Source organism: Microcoleus sp. Z1_B2 (assembly GCF_036700325.1).
GTDB lineage: Bacteria > Cyanobacteriota > Cyanobacteriia > Cyanobacteriales > Microcoleaceae > Microcoleus.
This window is the reverse complement of the sequence record NZ_JAUBOQ010000039.1, coordinates 32,180-53,156: the sequence shown is the minus strand read 5'-3', so window position 1 is coordinate 53,156 and position 20,977 is coordinate 32,180. Positions and strand designations below refer to the sequence as shown.

The window sequence follows — 20,977 nt, the reverse complement described above, 5'->3', positions numbered from 1 at the left end:
ACTGTTAACTAATTAACCTAAAATATGCTTTATATCTAAATGCTTTTCCACTGTATCTGCTAGAGAGTCTAACAGAGTTTCTCGGTGTTCTCGGTAATTAGGAATACCTGTAGGCAATGCGCGGAGTCCCCGCTGCTGCCGCAAGTGATTTAACCAAGCTCGCCGCCAAGCTCCGTTGTCAAAGATGCCGTGCAGGTATGTACCCCAAATTGATTGAGAAGTATTGACAATGCCTAAACTAGCATCGTCAAATAGCGGTTGAGTCAAATCTGACTCTAGGATTTGCGTTTTTCCTTGATGAATTTCGTAACCGGAAACTGGCAAACCCGGTTGAGGATAGTTAGATGTTACGATTCGTTGGCGGGCAATTTTGTTCGGTGCCATCGCAGTTTTTAAAGGAAGCAATCCTAATCCTGGAAATTCTCCCTTTTCTCCCTCAATGCCTTCTTTATCGGTGATACTTTCTCCCAGCATCTGAAAGCCACCACAAACTCCCATGACTGTACCGCCAGCTACTAAATAATTTTGAATAGCTTTTGCCATACCTGTTTGGCGCAGCACGTGCAAATCGGAAATTGTAGTTTTAGAGCCTGGTAAAATCACGGCGTCTGGATGGCCTAAATGGTCTTTTGGACTGACATATTTGACTGTGACGCTAGTTTCCGACTCTAAGGGGTCAAAGTCGGTAAAATTGGAAATTCGGGGCAGGCGGATGACTGAAATATTTATGTCGGTTTGAGAATTGGGAGAACGCCGATCGAGCAAATCGAGAGAATCTTCTGAGGGAAACACTTCGTCTATCCAAGGAATCACCCCAACTACCGGGATTCCCGTCCTTTCTTCTAGCCAAGTCAGGCCCGGATCTAATATCGATTTTTGTCCTCGGAACTTATTAATAATGAATCCTTTAATTAAAGCTCGTTCGTCGGGATCGAGCAATTCCAAAGTACCGATAATGTGAGCAAAAGCACCGCCGCGATCGATGTCAACTACTAGCAAAGTCCGAGCCTTTAAATATTTAGCTACCCGCATATTTGTTAAATCGCGGTGTTTGAGATTAATCTCAGCAGGGCTACCGGCTCCCTCACACACAATCATGTCAAATTCTTGGCAGAGAAATTCTAAAGAGTCCCGAATAGCTTGCCAGCCGATATCGAAATACTGCTCGTAATATTGAGATGCTCGCACATTGGCGATCGCCCGGCCCTTGACAATCAATTGAGAAGTCATGTCTCCTTGTGGCTTGAGCAAAATCGGATTCATTTCTACCCAAGGTGCGACGCCCGCAGCCCAAGCTTGCACTGCTTGAGCGTAACCAATCTCTCCGCCGGCCGCTGTGACATAGGAATTCAGTGCCATATTCTGACCTTTAAACGGAGTTACCCGCCAGCCGCGTCGAGAAAAAATTCGACATAAAGCTGCAACGAGTAAAGATTTCCCTGCGTGAGATGTTGTTCCCACGACCATAATTGCTTTCATAATATTAAAAGAGAAGGAAGAAGGAAGTTCGGCAACGGATTCGCTCGACGGATGTAACGGATGTAACGGATATAACGGATGTCAGGAAGAAGGAAGAAGGAAGAAGTAAAAAGTAAAAAGTAAAAAGTAAAAAGTAAAAAGTAATAAGGCAGAAGGCAGAAGGCAGAATCAAAAAAAATTCTGGTTTCTACCTTTTGCTTTTTGGCTCAAGATGATGGCTTATCTTCGCCGGATACATTCTCAGACTTGGATTCAGTAGTCGGTTTAGCAGTTTCGACTAGATTCGGATCGGGGGGATTCGGGCGAATCAATTCCGGTTGTTCTCCCTCAGAATATGGTGTTTTATCTGTAGATTCGATCGAGATCACTGATACTGAAACCGTTTCCACCTGCACGCTCAACCCAGGTTCTCCCGGTATTTCTATCTCTACAGGCGCTGCCATTTCCACCACAGTCATTTCCAGAGATACAGCAGGGGCTTCTGCTTCCGGTACGCCTGCTGCTTCCGGTTCACCCACTGCAGCCAGCGGTGTCTGGGTTTCCAGAGATACAGCAGGGGCTGCTGCTTCCGGTTCACCAACCGCAGCCAGAGGTGTCTGGGTGTCAGCGGACGATCGATCTTCGATCGTCCCGTCCCCTATTTTGTCAGAACTCGCGGTTTCTGTGGCCATCAACTCGGCCATTGCTTCAACATTGGTGGGAAAAGGCACTCCAAGGCTTGTTTCCACAGCAGTGTTGCTGCTTTCGGCTGCCACTTCCGCAGCCGCCGCGGCTAATTCGGATTCGAGAATTTGGTCGATACCCGGTGCAGGAGTTGCCGTTATTTGAGATTCAGGTGCGATCGATTCTGGAGTCACTGAAGGTTTTGGCGTCTGCGGAGTTGCATCAGATTTGTTTTTACCCGCACCCCGTCCCAACATACCGCCGAGACTATTTTTGATGTTGTCAAACAGACTACCGAAACCGCCGGATTTTTTAGCTGGTTTAGGAGGAGTAGGAGGAGTTGGGGCCGCCGTTGGGGCCGCCGCTGCCGCTGCCGCCTGCGACTCTTTAACGGCTGTTCTCCATTCTGTTTCCTCGTCAAAATCATCGACTTCTGGCTGCTGTGGAGGCTCTGGCTGAGCCTCTACTGGCTCCACACTTGGTGCAACGGCTATTTCTGAAATTTCTAGAGGTAGAGGTAGAGGAGTGAAGCTGCTGGCTAATTCTGCTGGGGTGGGTGAAATCTCAGCAGCAGGAGTTTCGACTGAAAAGACGGGTATTTCTGCAATTGCAGGTGGTTTCGAGTCGGGAATTTTTAAGTCAGGGGCGATCGCACTTTCAGCCGTTGCCTCGTCGATCGCACTTTCTGCAATACTTTCAGCTATGGGGGGAATCGCTGGCTGTTCCTCTAGTTTTACCTCGCCCTTATCGAGAGTGGGTGCTGGAACCACATCAGTTTTCGGTTTGGGCGATCGAACAAACTTAGGTTTTTTCGCTGCTGCGGGTTCTTTTTTCTTGGCAAACAAGCCAGCCAACGGCAAGCCTGCTGCAGCCAAATTCGCCGACTGAGGAATCGGCGTTTGCTCAGCAATGGGCGTCACCTGCCGGCGCAAAGTCAGAGTTTCCCAGGCAAACCACCCCAACATCGCCACGCCCGCCATTTGACCAAGCAGGAGAGCACCAGTAATTCGTCCCGCACAAGCCCATAAAATTAACGCATAAAAAAGTCCTACCCCGCTCCAGGTAAAATCACTTTTGCGGTGCACTTCTGGAAAAAAGAAGGCCGCCATGTAAATACTGAAGCTGCCTAGACCGACCGCTAACGCCAGAAAGTATGCAAGCATATTGTCGGTACCTCCGCTGTGTCAAATAACTTCTACGCGCTAATTCTACCTTTGAGAGAGACTCAACGGCTTCTTTCTCTAGGACAATTCTTGATTTGTAGCGAAGTTTTGCAAGGAAGCAGTGTAAGGGATTTAACACGTTCAACGGATGCTGACGCCTCAAGTGCGAGTCAAGATTTCCCACTCTGCCCCACATCTCTAATGCCCATTACCCCCTAGGCCTACACCCCCTATCCCCATCACCCCCTTCTCCGTGGTGATAGATGTCACTTAGACTAGGCCCGTGCGATCGCACCAAGGGACTGAGGATGTTTATATGTTGTAGGTGTAAGAGGAATTATGCCCTAGGGCATATGTATGGGAGAGAGTGCCATGTTAGAAAAATTATTATTAGCGGCCGGCTTAACCTTATCGCTTCACATATTTCCCGGACTGAGCACTTCCGCAAAGTTACCCAAAAATTTAGTATTGCGATCGAGCGATCGTCCGGCTCAAACCCTGCAACTTCCCATCGTTGCAGTACCTGCTGGCCTCAAGCCGAATGTCCAATCCTAATTATACGTGCCAGCTCATACGTGCAAGTGCGATCGGACTTAGGCAGAGCCTTTCTAATATTTTTTTCGAGCTGTTATCACAAAGTAAATAATTTCTTAGAAAATCCTGGTAAATCATTGTAAAACCTGGTACTATATGTTGAGAACAAAAATACCACCTAGCGATGACCAGATATGTCACACCGCGAGAAGCTTGCAAAATCCTGCAAGTCTCAGACAAAACCCTTAGAAACTGGGAACTTGCCGGCAAAATATCAGCAATCAGAACTCCGTCCAACCAACGACGCTACGATATCGACAGCGTTCTCGGAGGCGGACATGACCGAATTACAGCCATCTACGCCAGGGTCAGCAGCTATAAACAACGAGAAGACCTCGACAGACAAGTCAGCTACCTCCAAAGTCTCTACCCGCAAGCTAAAGTCTTCAAAGACATCTGAGGTGGACTCAACTTCAAAAGAAAATCGCTGCTTGCCCTTCAGGGACAAGTCATGTCAGGAGATATCTCAGCAGTTGTGGTCGGACACCAAGACAGACTGTGCCGGTTTGGTGGCGACCTTATCAAATGGATCTGCGAGCAAAACAATTGCCAACTCATGGTTCTCAGCAGAAACGAGTTGTCTCCAGAACGAGAAATGTTTGAAGATGTGCTTGCCATCATCCACGTCTTTAGCTGCCGACTCTACGGCTTGCGAAAATACAAATCTGCTATCAAAGAAGATTCGAGTTTACCCGGAAACCAAGCTAGCAGCGAAATGGAGGACTTGGATTGCAGCAAGTAGATGGTGTTACAACCAAGCAATTGCTATCCTTAAGAACGAAAGAATTGGTAAGTATGACTTGAGGAAAAAGATAATGGACTCGGCTCCCGACTGGGTTTCCGAGCAACCTTATAACCTGCGACAAATGGCAGTTTTTCAGGCTTTTGAAGCACACAAGGCAGCTAAAAAGGTAAAAGGAACGGCAAAATTTAGAAGCCGTTTCGACACATCTCAGACTATCCGGTTTCAAACGTCTAATTGGAAGCTCGGTACTTTTTATCCAACTTCTACTAAAGGGCTAACCTTTAAAGCATCGGAACCTATCATCGAAGTAATGCAGCACGAGCCAACACTCAGCTTGATTAACAGACAGTGGTTTATTTGCTATGCGATTGATGAACCGAAAATAAAGCCAATTGATAGCGATTTGGTTATCGCTTTAGATCCTGGTGTTAGAACTTTTCTTACTGGTTTTGACGGCAGCGACTTTATCGAGATAGGAAAAAGCGACATCGGCCGCATCTATCGACTAGCAAGACATCTAGACAAATTAATGTCCCGCATTGGGGCAAGCAAAGGAAAGCAATTCAAGCGGTTGAGGTATTGCCTGCGAAAATCAGCAGCCAAAATTAGAATCAAAATCAAAAACCTGGTCAACGAACTGCACAAAAAAGCTGCAAAATATTTGACAAGCAAGTACAAGTTAATTTTTTTGCCAACCTTTGAGACGCAGCAAATGGTCAAGAAAGGTCAACGCAGGTTGGCGACTAAAACTGCTAGAGCAATGGTCACTTTGAGCCATTATCGTTTTAAACAAACGTTGAAGCATCAAGCTGCCAAGCATGGTGGTGTTGTAGTAGACGTGACAGAAGAGTACACATCGAAAACCTGTTCAAAATGTGGACACGTCCATACCAAATTAGGCGGGTCTAAAATATTTAAATGTCCAGAGTGCGGACACACCCTGGACAGGGACAAAAATGGTGCTTTTAACATTTTGTTGAAAGCTTTGAGAGATACCTCCTTGATAGGAGAGCTTGCTGCTTTTTCTATCTTGCCATACACGGTGGTTCCTGGCTTGGTTCGGGATTTACCGGGTTAAATGTATCTGTTCACAACTCATCAGTTTGTAGTCAGGGCTTTAGTCCTCATTCATCTCACCTAATAAGGACTAAAGCCCTTACTACAAACCGTAGGTCAATAATGAGTAGCAGATTGAACATTAATTCCTATAACATACTACTAGACAAATCTCAACATCAGCTTGTCAAGTAAAGACTTTCAAACCTTAAAAAACTTGTGTAATCCTGAGAGTAAAGGATCAAAATAGATATATAATCCCCTGATGGCTCTCCAAGCTAATAAGCACATTGACTATTAAATCAAGGAAAGCGAAAATGGGACTTAGCGATATTCTCTTGAATGAAAACAACAGAGAAACTTTTGTAGATGACTGTGTAAAGTTGATAGACCAACAAGTTGCAGCAGCCTCCGGATTGGGTGGTTTGGCTCTGAAAGCTGCCTACTCTACTGTCAAGGGGATACGGGCTGACTATTGCGCCCAAGTCGTCGATCAACTTCTGCCAGAAATCTCGATCGCACTCGATCCGATGTGGGCTGAAGGGGTAAACAATGGCAACCCAGTAGAATATCTAGCCCAAAGAAAAGGTGAAGTAGCAGACGAATTGCTCCAAATCAGCGACAAAAGGGTCGAGAAAAGCACAAGATCGATGGTTAAAGGCGCCTATGCCAAACTCCGCCCCTCAGCCAAGAATTACGTGGAAAAGGGAGTACCGGATTTAGCCGAAATTATTAATAAACATAGTGCGGCCTGATAAGTGAGCAACGGCTAAAAAACAGAATACCCCGATACCCGGCTTCTTCAAGAAATCGGGTATCTAAAATCAGACTAAGCTGTTTTACATTTAAACTGTGTGTCAAAAATCCATAAAACTATTGTGGGACGGGCTTCTAGCCTGTCCCGAATTTTCCATTTAAATGCGTAACAGCTTAATTCGTAAGTTTGTAGTTAGGAGGGAGAGTCCTAATTTTATGCTTATCCATTGCCAATTACCCATTGATTTGCAGCCAATATTTTCAACATAGCCTGTCCGGTAATTACCAAGCCCAAAAACATTACAAACATCGCACTAATCGTCGGCAGAAATTTGACTGCTGTTATCTGTTTTGGCAGTTTATCAAAATTCCGTTTGGCATAAACTAATATTAATCCGATCGCACTCAGCACTAAAGCCAACCCCAAACTAAACGCTACCACTAACGTCATTCCCAAACCAACATTGCCCAAAGCCGACGCACTCAACAGCATCACCAAAGCGGAAGGACAAGGCAACAAACCGCCGGAAATTCCCAACGCCAATAAGCTTTTCCAAGTAATAGCAGAACCGTCAGCACCCGGCGGCAAATGCGAGTGAATCCGGCCGTCTCCGTGATGGTGGTAGTGGTGAGATATATCGGGTTTTACAGGCTTAAATTCTCGCTCCCAACTTCCTCTAGTCAAAAGATTTACTGGTTCTTCACATTCCGCAGTAAAGACTTTAGTCCTTAGAAACCAGTTTTTATTATTAAAAATTTTACTTTTGATTTTTTTGAGAAATTCAGTCCTCACTACCAACCTAGTCTTGATTTTTGATAAGAGTAAGTTAAACCCGATGAAGGCTACTAATAAACCAGAGATTAAACTCAGCCAAGGATCTAATTTTTCTGGCTCAATTAAGTTAGAAGCAAACAAAGTAATTCCGCCCACAGCAAATACGCCGGCAGTGTGAGTAATTGTAGTCGTCGCTGCTAGAAATAAAGCGTGTAGGGGAGTAGCCCGCGAACCCACTAAATAAGCGCCGACTATGGTTTTTCCGTGTCCCGGCGACATCGCGTGCACGCATCCCCAAGCAAATGCTCCCGCTATTGCTAGCAGCAAACTCCAACCTGAATCCCAGATAGATTCCTTTCCTGCTAACAAAAAGTCGCGGTTTTGTGGCGTAAACACAAAGCTTTTTACAGCACCGGCTTGCACAATCGTAGCTTGACAGCTAGCTGTCGGAACTCCGGGCAAAAACAGATTGTAATTAATCCGCAATTGCTCTGGTTTGGAGATGGAAATTGCATCAGGTAAAGCGGGGGTTTTATCTTGAGAAGGTGCGGGCCAGGTGTAGTGTAAAATTAAGGTGCTGTGGGTATTGGGCTGCTGGATAACACTGGTGCTTTTAGCTGCTATTTCTAGCGGTTTTACTGCTACGGAGCCTTGAATGTTGCTACTGTTTGTGAGGCGGATTTGTTGGCTGAAAAACTTTTCTAGCTGTGTTTGGTGGCTGCGAACTTCAGCAGGTTGTAGCTGGCTGTCTCGATTGTCGTCGGCGAAGTTTGTTAAGCCTGTTGGGAAAGTTAATGTTATTTCGGTTTGCAAATCGTTGACTACTATTTCTGCTACGGATAAGTCTGCCCAGTGCGAGTAAACTGGTCGGGTTGAGGTTGTTACTAAGAAGGAAAGTGTTAGGAAGAATAGGATGAATAATTGGGAAAGTCGGTTCATTTTGTACAGCATAAATTCCTTTTTTTTGTAAGTTTTTTGGTAAGTATTTGTGTGTGTTGTGATTTTTTAGGCGATCGCTCTTTTCGTGAGTCTCACAGTCCGCCGGGGATTGAAATCCCCGTCTCATAGCGAAAGTCGGTTGAAACCGACTGAATAGCTAATCAAATTCAACAATTGCGGATTTCATTCCTATGCAAGAGGACTTAAGCTTTTAGCCAGGGGTTTCAACCCCTGGCGGATTGACGGAATGGCGAATTTGGCCGAATGGCTGCTATTAGCTAATCTCAAAATTCATAACTTCCCAAACCCAATGCTTGGCGAGCTCGATCGTCAAAATTAGGGTCAATTTCCTTGGACTTTTGAAAATAAGCGCGAGATTCGGTATCTTTACCTAAAGTCCGGGCGATCGCACCAGCCCGGTAAAACATACCCGCATCGCGAATGCCCGATCGCATTATTTCGGCCATCACTCGATCGGCCTTTTGCCATTCCCCTGCGGCGGAAAGCGCCCAAGCCAAAGTATCCAGCGTCACAGCATCCCGGCGAATTTTCACCTCCTCCTGCATTAACGCCAGCGCTTCCGTTACATCCTGCGATCGACCTTTTTCCAGCAGCAAACTCGCTAAATCCCTGCGGTGCCCGAAACCGCCAGATCCAGAAACCTGTTCCTGTCGCAGCCCCGCTTCTGCTTTGTCGCGAAGTCGCCCGGATTCGATCGCATCTCCCTGCAAATCCTTCACCCTCGCCATACCGCGATCGACAATGTGATCGAACACAGTCTCAGCCCCGCCAGAATAGGCAGAAACCTTGCTGTAATAGCCTTCCGCTTCCCGATAATTGCCCTGCCGCGTCTCCAAATCCGCCAAATAAATCAGCGCCAGCGGGTATCGCGGCACCAAGCGCAGCGACTCCAAAAACAGTGCTTTCGCCTGCACAAACTGCCCGCGACGCGCGTAAAATCGACCCAAGAGCGATCGGGCCCGCGCCGAACCAGCAACCTCTCCTGGTTCCTCCGCCGCCATTGCTTGCCGGTAATCCTGCACAACCTCAGCATCTCGGCCCTGAGACTCTCTCACTAAAGCTCTCAAAGTGAGAGAACCCAAGTTAGGAATCCGGTTAACTAAGGCTTCTGCGGCTGCATTTGCCTCGTTCACTTTTCCCATTGCTAAGTTAGATGTAACTAAAAGGGCGATCGCATCTTCATTGTCAGAACCCGCCTGTTTAGCAAAGCGCAAAGCAGTAGCAAAATCGTGTCTTGCCTCAGCAATTCGAGCTAAAACTAACAGCGCACCTTGGTTGTCAAAAGGCAAATCGGCGATCGACCTTTGAGCCGCTTGTTCTGCCAATAAAAACCAACCTCCCTCCCCAGTAGCGCGAGCCATTTTTAAATAAGATCCAGCCAGTGCCGCCCGGTTCAAACCGCTGCGGGAATCAACAGCCAATCGCTGCTGGTAAAAAGCAATTTCTTGCTGAATTGCTTCTTTTTGATTGGGATTATTTCTCAAACTTTCCGAAAAATGATATCGGTAATTAGTATCGAGATTTTCGGGATTTTTGTTAGAAAAATTATCTGAAATAAAACGCAAATTAGGAGATAAATTTACTACTACCATCCCAACTAAAGGAACTACTATCAGCATCCCCCATGAGAAAATATCCGATTTTATTTCATGTTTAGTTTTAGTTTTCATACATCCGCGTTAATCAGCGTTCATCTGCGGTTAAAAAAAGCATCTCCGATCAGTCATTAGCCAATAAGCAATGACTAATGACTAATAACTAATGACTAATGACTAATTAGGCAAAGCCAAATAAGGAAAAGTCGGTTCTAAAGGTTTGTGTCCCTGAGCCGGATTTCCCGGAGTTCCGTTATAAGAAACGTTATCGCCAACCGGAGAACCCACCAAAGCTCCCAGAGTGATATCAATAACGTCGTCCATCAGCATACGACCTCCGATCAAGCTTCCTTGAGCATTTGTAGCGCTAGCGTAGCCGCTGGTTTTTGTGGTATCGATCCGCATGACATCGGGTAAGAAAGCTCCGGCGATCGCATTTGGATCGACATTATCCCGACCGTCCAAAAGATCGACAGCATTCAAAGTAGCAACAGCTTCCTGACGCACCGGAGCAGCAGCAGCGCTCAAATCCAATCTCGGAGGAATATTATTGAATGCTTCCAGATAAGCGGGAGTAACTATCAAACCCTCATTAATTGCAGGTCTTGCCAAACGCTCGAATTGTTTAAAACCGCCAGCTCCATCCCGGATCGAAACTGTTGACCAAACATCAAAAGTATTTGCCCCTGTTCCTGCTTGCAAAAACGCTTTCGGAACGCGGACAGCAATTGTATTGACGTTGTAACCTTTAGTAAAGTCGATCGCTTGACTCGGTTCTTTAAAAGCAGTGCGCGGCCCCGTTCCCAAAGCTGCGGCGCGAACTCGGAAAAATTGTTCCACATCAAAGAAAAACGGGTCTTCGCGTAAACCCGCAAATACAGTCAAGTTAGAACCGCCCACAGGTACTGTATTTACAACAGCATTAGAATTCAGCGGAGTTGTGGCAATTAGCCCGCCGTTAACTGTAGTCTTAGCAACAGTCTCCGAGCCGTTGCGAACAACAGTTACAGCTACCGCTTGCATACCTCTATTGTTAGGCGGACTGAAGGCAAACCGCAAGATAATATCCGAACGTCCAGTAGGTGTAGAATTCACGTCACTTACTTGCGTGATGTGAAATTGGTAGAGGGCTGTAGTGCTGAAATAATATTGATAACGGGCGACAGACCTGGGATTTGAATTCATGGTAAATACTAAATCCCCGTCCGCAGCACCGGAGTTTTGGTCTTTTTCGCGATATACATATAGGTCAGTTAAATTGACCGCGCGACCTTTGATATCTACTTCGCCGTCGTCGTGGTCAGAAGCGACAATTATCCCTGGAGTTAATAGAGCAATTAGAGCTACTTCAATAGCTAGTATGGTTCGGCGAATTTTTTTTGTGAGCTTCACAGTTAGCACCTTTATTGCAATGAATTTTTTGCACAAATCAATGGTAAATAACCCGCATTCGCGGGTTTTACTTTTGTAGCAACAGGTTGAAATCTGTCAACCTGTCGGGCTTTTGCGCTATTGCTGAGCCTTCTCCTATTGGTGGTATACGAAGGTTTGGCAATTTTGGATCTGTGCTTCAAGATAAATTTAGGGAAAAAAGTGTGTTATTGAGGATTTACTCGTTCCCGGACTATGCTTGGGAATGCCTGCTCCCAGACAAGGCTTCCCTCGATCGAGTGGAGCCACAGCCTCGCTTATACGGGTTCCCAGGCTCTTATTGGGAGCGATCGAACAAAGCTTGGGAACGAGTGAAGGGCGCGGTTCTGACAATTCCCGCATCCAGGATACCCGCCACGTGATTCATCCGTCCAGAAATAAAAAACCTGTATCCGATGAAACTTGCCGAACGTATTTATCTCGCGCAAGTCAATGCTTCAATTCTTTAATCGAAAATCGAAAATCCAAAATCCAAAATCCAAAATCGATTGACTCTTCACGCTCAGGGATTTTTTCGTTCTGCATAAAGCGGATTGCTAAGTCTAAAAAAAATCACTAATTAGGTGGTAAAATTCCAGATGACTTGGGATTTTTACAATTCAAAGCACGACAAAGTTAGCCTAAAAAGGCATACTCCAGTTTGTACCCCAACTTCAAACTTACAATTATGTTCTGTAGTGATATACGCCGAATTTTTAATTTTGGATCTGTGCAGTCAAAACAAAAATTTTCGGTACACTGAGATGACAGGCCAGAAGTCAGGCGATGAATCGCTGCTTTTAGTGCAGATTGCCCAGAAAGACCAAACGGCATTAGCTAAACTTTACGATCGCTACGGTCGCCCAAGCTACGCTCTCGCTTACAAAATCCTGGGTTCGGTAGAAGAAGCTGAAGAAGTGGTAATCGATGTTTTTTCCCAAATTTGGCAAAAAGCAGCAACTTACGATCCTTCTCGCAGTCGAGCAGATACGTGGTTGTTCATGCTTACCCGCAGTCGTTCCCTCGATCGGCTGCGATCGATCCAGCGAAATGTCCGGGCTGCTGAAGCTTGTCTGGAAGATGCGAAGGTACCCATCTCTAGCGTTGCAGAACCGATGGAAGATGCAATGTTTAAAGAACGCAGCGAACAAGTCAAAGCAGCCTTAGAAAAACTGCCAAAAGAACAGCAAGAGGCGATCGAACTCGCCTACTACCAAGGGCTGACTTGCGCGGCGATATCAGCTAAAACTGGTATCCCGACAGGTACAATCAAAACCAGAATTCGCTTGGGTATTTCCAAATTGCGTCAAGCTTTGAGCGAAGAATTTTAGATAGTCAAAAAACAAAATTTAAGTTGTTTAACATCAATCTAAAATTATGACCTCTCCAATCATCCATCTGGAGTGCGAGGACAGCAGACCAATTTCCAGTTTAAAATCAACCTAGGCTGAATTACAATTAATGGCGGAAAACAGATGGAAATGATGCCAGACGAGGAATATAAAATCCTTGCAGCCCTTCAAGCTCTCGATATCCTCGACGAGTCAGAACGCGGCGCATTTGCAGAGAAATTGAAAGATTCCGCAGAACTTACAAGTGAATTAGCTGCTTGGGAATCCACAATTGCTGCGATCGCCTACACAGCCCCCCCAGTTCCTGTCGCCCCCGACCTCAAAAACCGCCTGTTCCAGCGTATAGCCGAACTGCCGCCAATCCCGGCCGAATCAGCCAATATCAAGCCAATTGCTACTTCCCCAACAGAGAACAATACTCCATCTTTAATAGTGCGATCGCACGATGTCAAATGGAAATCTTATGGAGTTCCGGGAGTTTCGTTCGGCAAGCTTTACATGGACAAAAAAAAGCGCGAAATTACTTGCTTGATGCGCCTAGAACCTGGAGTAACATTTCCCCTGCACCGACACGCTGCCTCGGAGGAAGTGCTTGTATTAGAAGGAGACTTAATTGTAGAAGGGGAAATTTGCCATCAAGGCGACTACATTCGATCGGTTCCCGGTTCCACACATTCGCCCCTCACCCAAGGGGGATGTTTGCTGTTAATGAAAACTTCCCTAGACAACGAAATGTTCGTCTGATATTATTTTTGTTGAATTGCCGACAGCTTGGAGGGCGGGTTTATGTAGATTTTTAGTTAGAAGTATAGATGGTTGGTCAAACCCGCCCCTACAATTATTTCGGTTAATTTACCGGACAATATCTAACTCAAAAACACCACATTGCTCCGCATTCGGCGGTTAGAAATGCCAAATATATCACGTAATTCCCATGCTAAATTACTCGCGTTTAACTGCTGTTCTGTCCGCCGTTATTATTATACAATTTGTACCCAGCAACCAAAGCGCGATCGCCCAAGAACGCGAAGGATGTTTTCTTGTCAATTCAGTAGGAGAAGTAATTAACTTAAATTTGTTGTGTTCGCCCCAAGAATCCGACATTAAGCTGACAGGAAACGATGGGAAATTTCTCGAAGACTATCAACGCTTAGCAAAAAGCTACTCTCCCGAAGCAACGGACAATTTACTGCAAGCAATCCGAAGGGCCCCTGGTCAAAAAATTGCGGCCGCTAAAAGAATGTGTGCGGAAGCAAAATCGGGACTTTCTCTGCCGGAAGTTAAATTAAGAGCGATCGGGCAAGCTGTCAGTATCGAAAATCCAACTGCCAAAGAAAGTTTTCTCGCCGATGCCGATATTATTACCACCCTTGCCGCCAATCATTATTGCCCGGAATTAGCCAGTAAGTAATATCATGAAATCTGTCAGTCCTCTCGCTCACCGGCAGTCCGCCAGGGAATGAATTCCCTGTCTCATAGCTAAAGTCCTCTCAAAGAGGACTGAAGAACTCATTAGTCCTCGTAGCGAGGAATTTCGCTTTGAGCCAGGGGTTTCATTCCCTGGCGGACTGAGGGTTTAACGTTAAGTTGACACGCCTTGGGTAAGGCAGCATCTCAGTTTTGATTTTACAGGAGTGCAAGGGGGACGATCGCACTTCTAAAAAACGCTTTTTACAAAACTGAGATTCTCCCACGGTAATACGGCGTCTTTACTGGCAGTTACAATATTAATTGTCATTTTGTCGCGCAATGATTCATGAAATTACCGGACATGAGATGAAACATTTAAAATCAAGTTCCGCCGACTTGCGGGATTTATTCAAAGACAGCATTACAGTTAAATACCTCGCGGAACCGCTGAAAGCTGTCCCAGCTTGCGAAGACGCAGCCAAATTGCGATCGTGGATGGAGGCCCGCGATTTTGACGTGCTCGGTATCGAAGAAAACGGCACGGTTTGCGGCTATGTAGAACGATCGCACTTAATCGCAGGTAAGTGCAGCGACTACCAGCAAATTTTTCACCCCTCCCAATTAATTGCCGCCTCGACTCCTTTGATGGAATTGCTGCCGCTGCTGCGAGAAAAACCCAGATTATTTGTATTGGAAAGCAACAGGATCGACGGGATCGTTACCTGCGGCGATTTACAAAAAGCACCGGTGCGGATGCTGCTGTTTGGATTGGTGACGCTTCTCGAAATGAATTTATTGCGGATCGTGCGGATTTACTTTCCCCAAGATTCTTGGCAGAAATTCCTGAAGGGCGATCGTATTTTAGCCGCAAAACACCTTTGGGAATTGGGGCGATCGCGAAATGAAGCAATTGACTTAATCGATTACCTGCAATTCTGCGACAAGCGAGATTTAATCCTGACTTCTGCTGAAATAGTCGATCGGCTGGGGCTCAAATCGAAACGCTACGGGGAGCGTTTTTTAAAGTCAGCAGAAGCATTGAGAAACAAATTAGCTCACGCTCAAGATTTAATCAACGGTTCTTCTTGGCCGGAAGTAATTTTTTTAGCTCAGGAAATAGAAGCGCTTTTGCAGCGTTGCGAAGAAATTGAAATGGCCGCACCTAATGAAGTAGAAAGCATTTAATCCTCATCTTTTATAGAGAGACTTTGTTTGTAGTGTCGCCATAATCGCCTATTTTGATAGAGGAAGGTGCGCCGAAGCGCACCCTAGATTTAGTTTGTAATTTTTAGTTTCCTGTTGGTATACTTAGGAACCCAGCCTTGAGCACTGGTGTAATACTGCAAGGCTTTCAAGTACAGCGACGGAGTGAGATAAAACCAATGTTCGGTATTAGCCGGCACTTTAATGTATTCTTCAGCTTCCAGCATTAATTGTACCTGAGAGCCGTTAGAATACACAAACCCAAAAACGCATTCCCCAGCTAAAATGTGAAGAACTTCTGCATCGGTGTGGGTGTGAGTGCGATCGCTTTGAGTCATCAGCGCGTAAATCTGCTGCGAACCTGGATGCAGCACTTTTAAGTCGCACCACCGATATCCGCTGGCGCGCTTAAACTGTTCAAACTCGCTATTATATGCTGCGAGAATCTGCTGTTTTTCTGTTACATTGAGAATGTCTTGAACTAGCAGTTCTTGAAACGCCGGATTTTCGTTGGCGGGCAGGGAATCGATCTCAATATTTAAAACTGCCAGTTGACTCGCGATCGCCCGGATATCCGTATATGTTCTACCGTCTTCTAGTTGCAGAACAGCCATATTACCACCTAATGTGTTGAGCTTTGAGGGAAATTTAGTTTCCATTTTTAAGCTGCTGTTTTAAGCTTTCGTCAAAAACTAAACTCCTGCTTGTTTTCAATAATAGCCGATCGCTAAAATTCCATCTCCTGCCTCGCCAATTATCAAACCAATAGCACCCATCAAATAATTTGGTGGTTTTTTTAACTTTTATTTAATAAGATTTACTGGAGTTAATGTAAGGTGCACCATAAGCACCGCACAGCTTAACTAAAAACTCAAAACTTTCAAATCAGCATCCCCGCGATACAAGCAGTCATAAAACAAGCCAAAGAGCCAGCAATCATCGCCCTCACGCCCAACCTAGCCAAATCGCCTTGCCGCTGCGGAGCCATCGCGCCAATTCCCCCAATCTGAATCCCGATCGAACCAATGTTAGAAAACCCGCACAAAGCATAAGTCGAGATAATTTGCGATCGTTCAGAAATCGCCTGTTGTTTCACCAATTCCATCAAATCTAAATAAGCAATAAACTCATTCAAAATCGTTTTTTTTCCCAAAACAATCCCCACCTCTGCACAATCAGCCCAAGGCACCCCCATCAGCCAAGCAACCGGAGCCATCAAATAAGCAAAAATTAATTCTAGCGACAACTGAGGCAAACTAATTAGCCCTCCAAACCACCCCAAAAGCGCATTAAAAAAAGCCAACAAACCCAAAAAAGCAATCAGCATAGCGGCCACATTCGCCGCCAACTTCAACCCGTCGCTAGCACCCGAAGCCGCCGCATCCACCGCATTAGCATAAACCTGTTCTACCTTCACCTCCACCTCCCCAGCCGTCAGCGACTTTTCAGTTTCCGGGTACAGCAATTTAGAAATAGCCAAAGCTGCTGGTGCAGACATCACCGACGCCGAAATTAAATGTTGAGCCGGTACTCCAAAAGAAATATAAGCTGCCATGACTCCGCCGGCAATTGTGGCAAATCCTCCCGTCATGACAGCATGAAGTTCCGAGAGCGTCATCGCCCCCAAATAAGGTTTAATTAACAAAGGAGCTTCGGTTTGCCCGATAAAGATATTCCCAGCACAAGAAAGCGTTTCTGCGCCGGAAGTTTTCATGGTTTTAATCATCAACCATGCCACTGCTTGCACAACTCGCTGTAAAATGCCGTAGTGATAAAGTATGGTGATAAACGAAGAGAAAAAAATGATAGTCGGCAGCACTTTAAAAGCGATAAAGTGTTCGGCAAAATTATCTCCAAATATAAACTTTGCCCCGGCATCAGAAAAATTGAGAAACTGCGTCACCATATCTCCAAAAAATTGAAAGACAGCCAAACCCGGAGCAGTTTTGAGAATCAAAATAGCAAAAATTAGCTGTAAAGCAATTCCCCACAATACGGGCGGCCATTTGACAGCGCGCCGATCGACTGAAAAGACGTAGGACAAACCGACAAAAACAGCTAACCCGAATACAGAAATAAGTCGTTCCATTTAGCAATTTTTAGAGAAGGTGCAGCAAGCATTTGTCGTTACCAGGCTCTGGTAATCCAGATTAACAGCCCGATCGTACTTTATCTCGTTTCCAGAGGTCGCCATGAGTTCGCGGCGCGGGCAGCACAGCCCCGGAGGGCGTATAATACACGATGCAGCCCGATCGCATACAATATCAGCCAGTTTCGCTTACAATAAAAGGCTAAACCTCAAAATCACGGCGCAGCCTAATTGCTGCTACTTTTATGTCTCTACCTATAGTTGCTATTATTGGACGCCCCAATGTAGGCAAATCGACGCTCGTCAACCGTTTAGCCAACACCCAAGACGCGATCGTCCACGACGAACCAGGAATCACGCGCGATCGCACTTACAGACCAGCATACTGGGGCGATCGGGAATATCAAGTCGTAGACACCGGCGGGCTAGTATTCGACGACGAAACAGAATTTTTGCCTTTAATTCGCGAACAAGCAATGGCGGCCCTCGCAGAAGCCAGCGCAGCAATTTTCGTAGTAGACGGCAAAACCGGACTCACCGGCGGCGACGAATCGATCGCATCTTGGCTGAGACTGCAAAAAGTCCCCGTCATTCTCGCCGTCAACAAATGCGAATCCGAAAATACAGGGCTTACCCAAGCAGCCGACTTTTGGCAATTGGGACTCGGAGAACCTTACCCAGTTTCCGGCATTCACGGTAACGGCACCGGCGAATTGCTTGACAAATTAATTACTTACCTTCCCACAGAAGTATTACCCGAAGTTGAGGAAATTAAAGTAGCAATTATCGGTCGTCCCAACGTCGGCAAATCGAGTTTGTTAAACGCATTTCTCGGAGAAAATCGCGCCATAGTCAGCCCAATTTCCGGCACAACCCGCGACGCGATCGACACCTTAGTAGAACGCAACGGTAAAACCTACCGCCTGATCGACACAGCCGGAATTCGCAAAAAGAAAAACGTCGAATACGGCGCAGAATTTTTCGGCATCAACCGCGCTTTCAAAGCCATCCGTCGCGCCAACGTCATACTATTAGTAATTGACGCAATCGACGGCGTTACCGATCAAGACCAAAAATTAGCCGATCGCATCAGCCAAGAAGGTCGCGCCTGCATCATAGTCGTCAACAAATGGGATGCCATAGAAAAAGAGTCCGACACAATATACGAGTACGAAAGAGAAGTCAGAACCCGACTTTATTTCCTCGACTGGGCAGAAATGATTTTTGTTAGCGCCATGAGTGGACAGCGAGTTGAAAAAATCATTGAATTAGTAGACAAAGCCTCCGACGAACACAAACGTCGCGTCCCTACCGCAGTCATTAACGAAGTCATAGAAGAAGCCACAACCTGGCACTCAGCCCCAGTTACCCGCCAAGGAAAACAAGGCAAAATCTATTACGGTACTCAAGTGCGATCGCAGCCACCGACAATCGCCCTATTTGTCAACGATCCCAAACGCTTCACAGAAAATTACCGCCGCTACATGGAAAGCCAATTCCGCAAACATCTAGGCTTTACCGGTACACCAATGCGGCTACTTTGGAGAGGCAAAAAAGTTCGTGCCACCGAAATGAGCACAACAAACAGAGCACTGCGCGTGAAGTGATTTTAGATTTTAGATTTTGGATTTTAGATTAAAGAGAAAACGCAGTTTAATGGTATAATTAAGTTGCGATTTTTTTCTTTTGTCTTCCTTCGCCTCTTGGCAATTCAATTACTTGGTATTTGAAACAATTCCAAATCAAACAATCTAAAATCTCAAATCGCAAGGTGGACGAACAAGAGTTTAAAAGAAGAACAAAGCAGCTAGCATTGAGAGTTATTAAGCTAGTAGATGCGCTGCCCAAAGGCTCCGCTTCTCAGGTAATTGGCAAGCAGTTAATTCGTTCAGCAACTTCTGTAGGAGCCAATTATCGAGCGGCTTGTCGTGCGAAGTCAACAGCAGACTTAATTTCTAAACTCAGGATAGTGGAAGAAGAAGCGGATGAAAGTCTTTACTGGATGGAGTTAATAGTTGAAGCTGAATTGGTAGATGCCACTAAATTGAAAAGTATCATGTCAGAAACAAATGAGATTTTAGCGATGACTGTTGCGTCCATCAAAACTTTAATTGCTAAAAACCCAACAGCAAATCGCAAATAAAAAAATGTCAAAATTCAACAAAAATTTCCTATCAAAAATCAAAACATCAAATAATCCCCAATCAAAAAATCAATTGCTCAATCAAATAATCCCATTCAAAAATCAATCAATCAATCAATCAATCAATCCCTCAATCCCTCAATCAATCAATCAATCAATCAATCAATCAATCAATCAATCAATCCCTCAATCAATCCCTCAATCCCTCAATCAATCAATCAATCAATCAATCAATCCCTCAATCCCTCAATCCCTCAATCAATCAATCCCTCAATCTAAAATCTAAAATCTAAAATCTAAAATCGACAAGATGGACTTACTTCGATCGCTCCCCATAGGACTTTACCTAGAACAACCCGTAACCTGGCTTCACCGGCTAGACTCCCGCGTCAAATTAGCTTGGTTGATGACATTTCTGATTGCACCAATACTCGCCAATCCCATCTGGCGGTTGATGCTAGTAGGAATGTTAATCGTACTGACACTAACTGCAGCAATTCCCTTGCGCGTGTGGAAACAGCAAATGGGACTGCTGCTGCTATTTTGCCTATTAGTATTTTGCCTCAGCGCGATCGCCCCCGACGGACTCCCCGCAGAACACCAGCCCCGCATCCCCGCCGACGAATTAACCTTTTCCCAACAGCCGGCAACCCTTCCACCCCCTCAAAAGCCCAAACCCTGGTACCAATCTTTTAACTTAGGCTCAAACTCCCCAATCCCCAATCCCAAAGCCCAAAGCCCAAATCAACTCCCCCAACCCACAAACTACCGTTACGTTTTATTAAAACAAGGCCCGATTAAAATCACTCGCAAATCCCTAGATTTAGCTATCAACGTCAGCACCCTATTTTTCACAGTAATTTACAGCACCAACCTCTACCTTCTCACCACAGCCAGCGAAGAAATTACCGCCGCCCTTGAAAACTTAATGCAGCCCCTGCGCCGCTTGAACTGGCCTATTACCGAAATAGCCTTAACATTAACTTTATCTTTGCGATTTATTCCCCTAGTATTGGAAGAAATACAAAATTTAGTGCGATCGGTCAGAACCAGAGCGATAAACTGGAAAAAACTCGGATTTCGCAGCGCAGCTCAAGTGTGGTTGATGATAGCCGAGCGGCTGTTAGAAAACTTGCTTTTGCGAGCTGAACAAATTGCCAGCGCCATGAAAGTTCGCGGCTTCACCAGTCCCGATCGACACCGTGTAGAATGGCACCAGTTGCAATTGAAAATCCGAGACTGGATCGCCCTCGGCTGCTTGCTCATCCTCTGGAGCGCCCGTTTTGTTTGGGGGTGGGACAGTTGAGATTTTAGATTTTAGATTTTAGATTTTAGATTGATTGATTGATTGATTGATTGATTGATTGATTGATTGATTGATTGATTGATTGATTAGATTTGAGATTGAAGAATTGGGAATGACTGATGAAGCTCGTCGTTTGGAGTACAGGCCAACATTTGAGTAAGTTTTGTCTGGTGCGCGACAGTCCTGCTAAAGTAATGGAGGCAAATATTTAGAGAACCAAGACCTTGAACATCTATCTTGGGACAGATGTTGCGATTTTAGATTTTAGATTTTAGATT

General features: G+C 45.5%; 18 protein-coding genes and 1 pseudogene. 12 read left to right on the top strand and 7 right to left on the bottom strand.

Going from position 1 to position 20,977, the window contains the following annotated elements; genetic code table 11:
- Positions 1 to 12: 12 nt before the first annotated feature.
- Both cobQ and QT984_RS21620 read right to left on the bottom strand, forming a co-directional pair.
- Positions 13 to 1,479, bottom strand: coding sequence for a cobyric acid synthase CobQ (cobQ, locus tag QT984_RS21625; RefSeq protein ID WP_333374905.1), 1,467 nt, complete (start codon positions 1,477 to 1,479; stop codon positions 13 to 15).
- Positions 1,480 to 1,685: 206 nt separating this feature from the next.
- Positions 1,686 to 3,305 carry a Ycf66 family protein gene (locus QT984_RS21620; RefSeq protein ID WP_333233647.1) on the bottom strand — a complete coding sequence of 540 codons (1,620 nt, stop codon included), beginning with the start codon at positions 3,303 to 3,305 and terminating at the stop codon, positions 1,686 to 1,688.
- Positions 3,306 to 3,677: 372 nt separating this feature from the next.
- Here QT984_RS21620 and QT984_RS21615 point away from each other — a divergent pair, with 372 nt between their 5' ends.
- From QT984_RS21615 to QT984_RS21600, 4 genes and pseudogenes are all read left to right on the top strand, one after another.
- Positions 3,678 to 3,860, top strand: coding sequence for a hypothetical protein (locus QT984_RS21615; RefSeq protein WP_333057874.1), 183 nt, complete (start codon positions 3,678 to 3,680; stop codon positions 3,858 to 3,860).
- A 163-nt stretch (positions 3,861 to 4,023) separates the two neighbouring features.
- Positions 4,024 to 4,605, top strand: a pseudogene (locus QT984_RS21610) (IS607 family transposase); the annotation flags it as partial.
- Positions 4,606 to 4,627: 22 nt separating this feature from the next.
- Positions 4,628 to 5,722, top strand: a complete 1,095-nt coding sequence (locus QT984_RS21605) for a transposase (protein WP_333273238.1) — start codon at positions 4,628 to 4,630, stop codon at positions 5,720 to 5,722.
- A gap of 295 nt (positions 5,723 to 6,017) precedes the next feature.
- Positions 6,018 to 6,455: a DUF6918 family protein gene (locus QT984_RS21600; RefSeq protein WP_333057875.1), complete on the top strand. Its 438-nt coding sequence runs from the start codon at positions 6,018 to 6,020 to the stop codon at positions 6,453 to 6,455.
- A gap of 221 nt (positions 6,456 to 6,676) precedes the next feature.
- Here QT984_RS21600 and QT984_RS21595 read toward each other — a convergent pair whose 3' ends face one another.
- The 3 genes from QT984_RS21595 to QT984_RS21585 form a co-directional block, all read right to left on the bottom strand.
- On the bottom strand, positions 6,677 to 8,182 hold the full coding sequence (locus tag QT984_RS21595; protein ID WP_333211011.1) for a HoxN/HupN/NixA family nickel/cobalt transporter: 1,506 nt from the start codon (positions 8,180 to 8,182) through the stop codon (positions 6,677 to 6,679).
- 272 nt (positions 8,183 to 8,454) lie between these two features.
- Positions 8,455 to 9,861, bottom strand: coding sequence for a hypothetical protein (locus QT984_RS21590; protein ID WP_333374902.1), 1,407 nt, complete (start codon positions 9,859 to 9,861; stop codon positions 8,455 to 8,457).
- A gap of 102 nt (positions 9,862 to 9,963) precedes the next feature.
- Positions 9,964 to 11,178 (bottom strand): DUF4331 domain-containing protein, encoded by a 1,215-nt coding sequence (locus QT984_RS21585; protein WP_333057878.1) that lies wholly within the window; start codon positions 11,176 to 11,178, stop codon positions 9,964 to 9,966.
- 203 nt (positions 11,179 to 11,381) lie between these two features.
- On the opposite strand from QT984_RS21585, the gene QT984_RS21580 reads away from it, so the two are divergent.
- The 5 genes from QT984_RS21580 to QT984_RS21560 all read left to right on the top strand — a co-directional run bounded on the left by QT984_RS21580 (position 11,382) and on the right by QT984_RS21560 (position 15,143).
- On the top strand, positions 11,382 to 11,579 hold the full coding sequence (locus QT984_RS21580; protein ID WP_333057879.1) for a hypothetical protein: 198 nt from the start codon (positions 11,382 to 11,384) through the stop codon (positions 11,577 to 11,579).
- Positions 11,580 to 11,960: 381 nt separating this feature from the next.
- The gene (locus QT984_RS21575; RefSeq protein WP_333057880.1) at positions 11,961 to 12,527 is read left to right on the top strand and encodes a sigma-70 family RNA polymerase sigma factor; all 567 of its coding nucleotides are present in this window, start codon (positions 11,961 to 11,963) and stop codon (positions 12,525 to 12,527) included.
- 144 nt (positions 12,528 to 12,671) lie between these two features.
- Positions 12,672 to 13,292, top strand: a complete 621-nt coding sequence (locus QT984_RS21570) for a cupin domain-containing protein (RefSeq protein ID WP_333211007.1) — start codon at positions 12,672 to 12,674, stop codon at positions 13,290 to 13,292.
- A gap of 190 nt (positions 13,293 to 13,482) precedes the next feature.
- Entirely contained in the window at positions 13,483 to 13,959 is a 477-nt protein-coding gene (locus QT984_RS21565; RefSeq protein WP_333374900.1) for a DUF732 domain-containing protein, read from the top strand.
- 338 nt (positions 13,960 to 14,297) lie between these two features.
- On the top strand, positions 14,298 to 15,143 hold the full coding sequence (locus QT984_RS21560) for a hypothetical protein (protein ID WP_333374898.1): 846 nt from the start codon (positions 14,298 to 14,300) through the stop codon (positions 15,141 to 15,143).
- Positions 15,144 to 15,232: 89 nt separating this feature from the next.
- Here the strand turns inward: QT984_RS21560 and QT984_RS21555 are convergent, their stop codons facing one another.
- Both QT984_RS21555 and QT984_RS21550 read right to left on the bottom strand, forming a co-directional pair.
- Positions 15,233 to 15,820, bottom strand: coding sequence for an acireductone dioxygenase (locus tag QT984_RS21555; RefSeq protein WP_333057884.1), 588 nt, complete (start codon positions 15,818 to 15,820; stop codon positions 15,233 to 15,235).
- Between the two features lie 221 nt (positions 15,821 to 16,041).
- Positions 16,042 to 17,250 carry a NupC/NupG family nucleoside CNT transporter gene (locus tag QT984_RS21550; RefSeq protein ID WP_333057885.1) on the bottom strand — a complete coding sequence of 403 codons (1,209 nt, stop codon included), beginning with the start codon at positions 17,248 to 17,250 and terminating at the stop codon, positions 16,042 to 16,044.
- A gap of 245 nt (positions 17,251 to 17,495) precedes the next feature.
- Between QT984_RS21550 and der the strand changes: the two genes are divergently transcribed.
- The 3 genes from der to QT984_RS21535 all read left to right on the top strand — a co-directional run bounded on the left by der (position 17,496) and on the right by QT984_RS21535 (position 20,699).
- Positions 17,496 to 18,857 (top strand): ribosome biogenesis GTPase Der, encoded by a 1,362-nt coding sequence (gene der / locus QT984_RS21545; protein ID WP_333210999.1) that lies wholly within the window; start codon positions 17,496 to 17,498, stop codon positions 18,855 to 18,857.
- A 119-nt stretch (positions 18,858 to 18,976) separates the two neighbouring features.
- The gene (locus tag QT984_RS21540) at positions 18,977 to 19,393 is read left to right on the top strand and encodes a four helix bundle protein (RefSeq protein WP_333057887.1); all 417 of its coding nucleotides are present in this window, start codon (positions 18,977 to 18,979) and stop codon (positions 19,391 to 19,393) included.
- A gap of 310 nt (positions 19,394 to 19,703) precedes the next feature.
- The gene (locus QT984_RS21535) at positions 19,704 to 20,699 is read left to right on the top strand and encodes an energy-coupling factor transporter transmembrane protein EcfT (RefSeq protein ID WP_333057888.1); all 996 of its coding nucleotides are present in this window, start codon (positions 19,704 to 19,706) and stop codon (positions 20,697 to 20,699) included.
- Positions 20,700 to 20,977: the final 278 nt, after the last annotated feature.

Excerpts from the sequence above, each read along its gene's own strand:
- QT984_RS21615 (WP_333057874.1), top strand. The coding sequence starts at position 3,678 with ATGTTAGAAAAATTATTATTAGCGGCCGGCTTAACCTTATCGCTTCAC.
- QT984_RS21600 (WP_333057875.1), top strand. The coding sequence starts at position 6,018 with ATGGGACTTAGCGATATTCTCTTGAATGAAAACAACAGAGAAACTTTT.
- QT984_RS21595 (WP_333211011.1), bottom strand. The coding sequence starts at position 8,182 with ATGCTGTACAAAATGAACCGACTTTCCCAATTATTCATCCTATTCTTC.
- QT984_RS21570 (WP_333211007.1), top strand. The coding sequence starts at position 12,672 with ATGGAAATGATGCCAGACGAGGAATATAAAATCCTTGCAGCCCTTCAA.
- QT984_RS21620 (WP_333233647.1), bottom strand. The coding sequence starts at position 3,305 with ATGCTTGCATACTTTCTGGCGTTAGCGGTCGGTCTAGGCAGCTTCAGT.
- QT984_RS21535 (WP_333057888.1), top strand. The coding sequence starts at position 19,704 with ATGGACTTACTTCGATCGCTCCCCATAGGACTTTACCTAGAACAACCC.
- cobQ (WP_333374905.1), bottom strand. The coding sequence starts at position 1,479 with ATGAAAGCAATTATGGTCGTGGGAACAACATCTCACGCAGGGAAATCT.
- QT984_RS21550 (WP_333057885.1), bottom strand. The coding sequence starts at position 17,250 with ATGGAACGACTTATTTCTGTATTCGGGTTAGCTGTTTTTGTCGGTTTG.
- QT984_RS21575 (WP_333057880.1), top strand. The coding sequence starts at position 11,961 with ATGACAGGCCAGAAGTCAGGCGATGAATCGCTGCTTTTAGTGCAGATT.
- QT984_RS21560 (WP_333374898.1), top strand. The coding sequence starts at position 14,298 with ATGATTCATGAAATTACCGGACATGAGATGAAACATTTAAAATCAAGT.
- der (WP_333210999.1), top strand. The coding sequence starts at position 17,496 with ATGTCTCTACCTATAGTTGCTATTATTGGACGCCCCAATGTAGGCAAA.
- QT984_RS21590 (WP_333374902.1), bottom strand. The coding sequence starts at position 9,861 with ATGAAAACTAAAACTAAACATGAAATAAAATCGGATATTTTCTCATGG.
- QT984_RS21565 (WP_333374900.1), top strand. The coding sequence starts at position 13,483 with ATGCTAAATTACTCGCGTTTAACTGCTGTTCTGTCCGCCGTTATTATT.
- QT984_RS21555 (WP_333057884.1), bottom strand. The coding sequence starts at position 15,820 with ATGGAAACTAAATTTCCCTCAAAGCTCAACACATTAGGTGGTAATATG.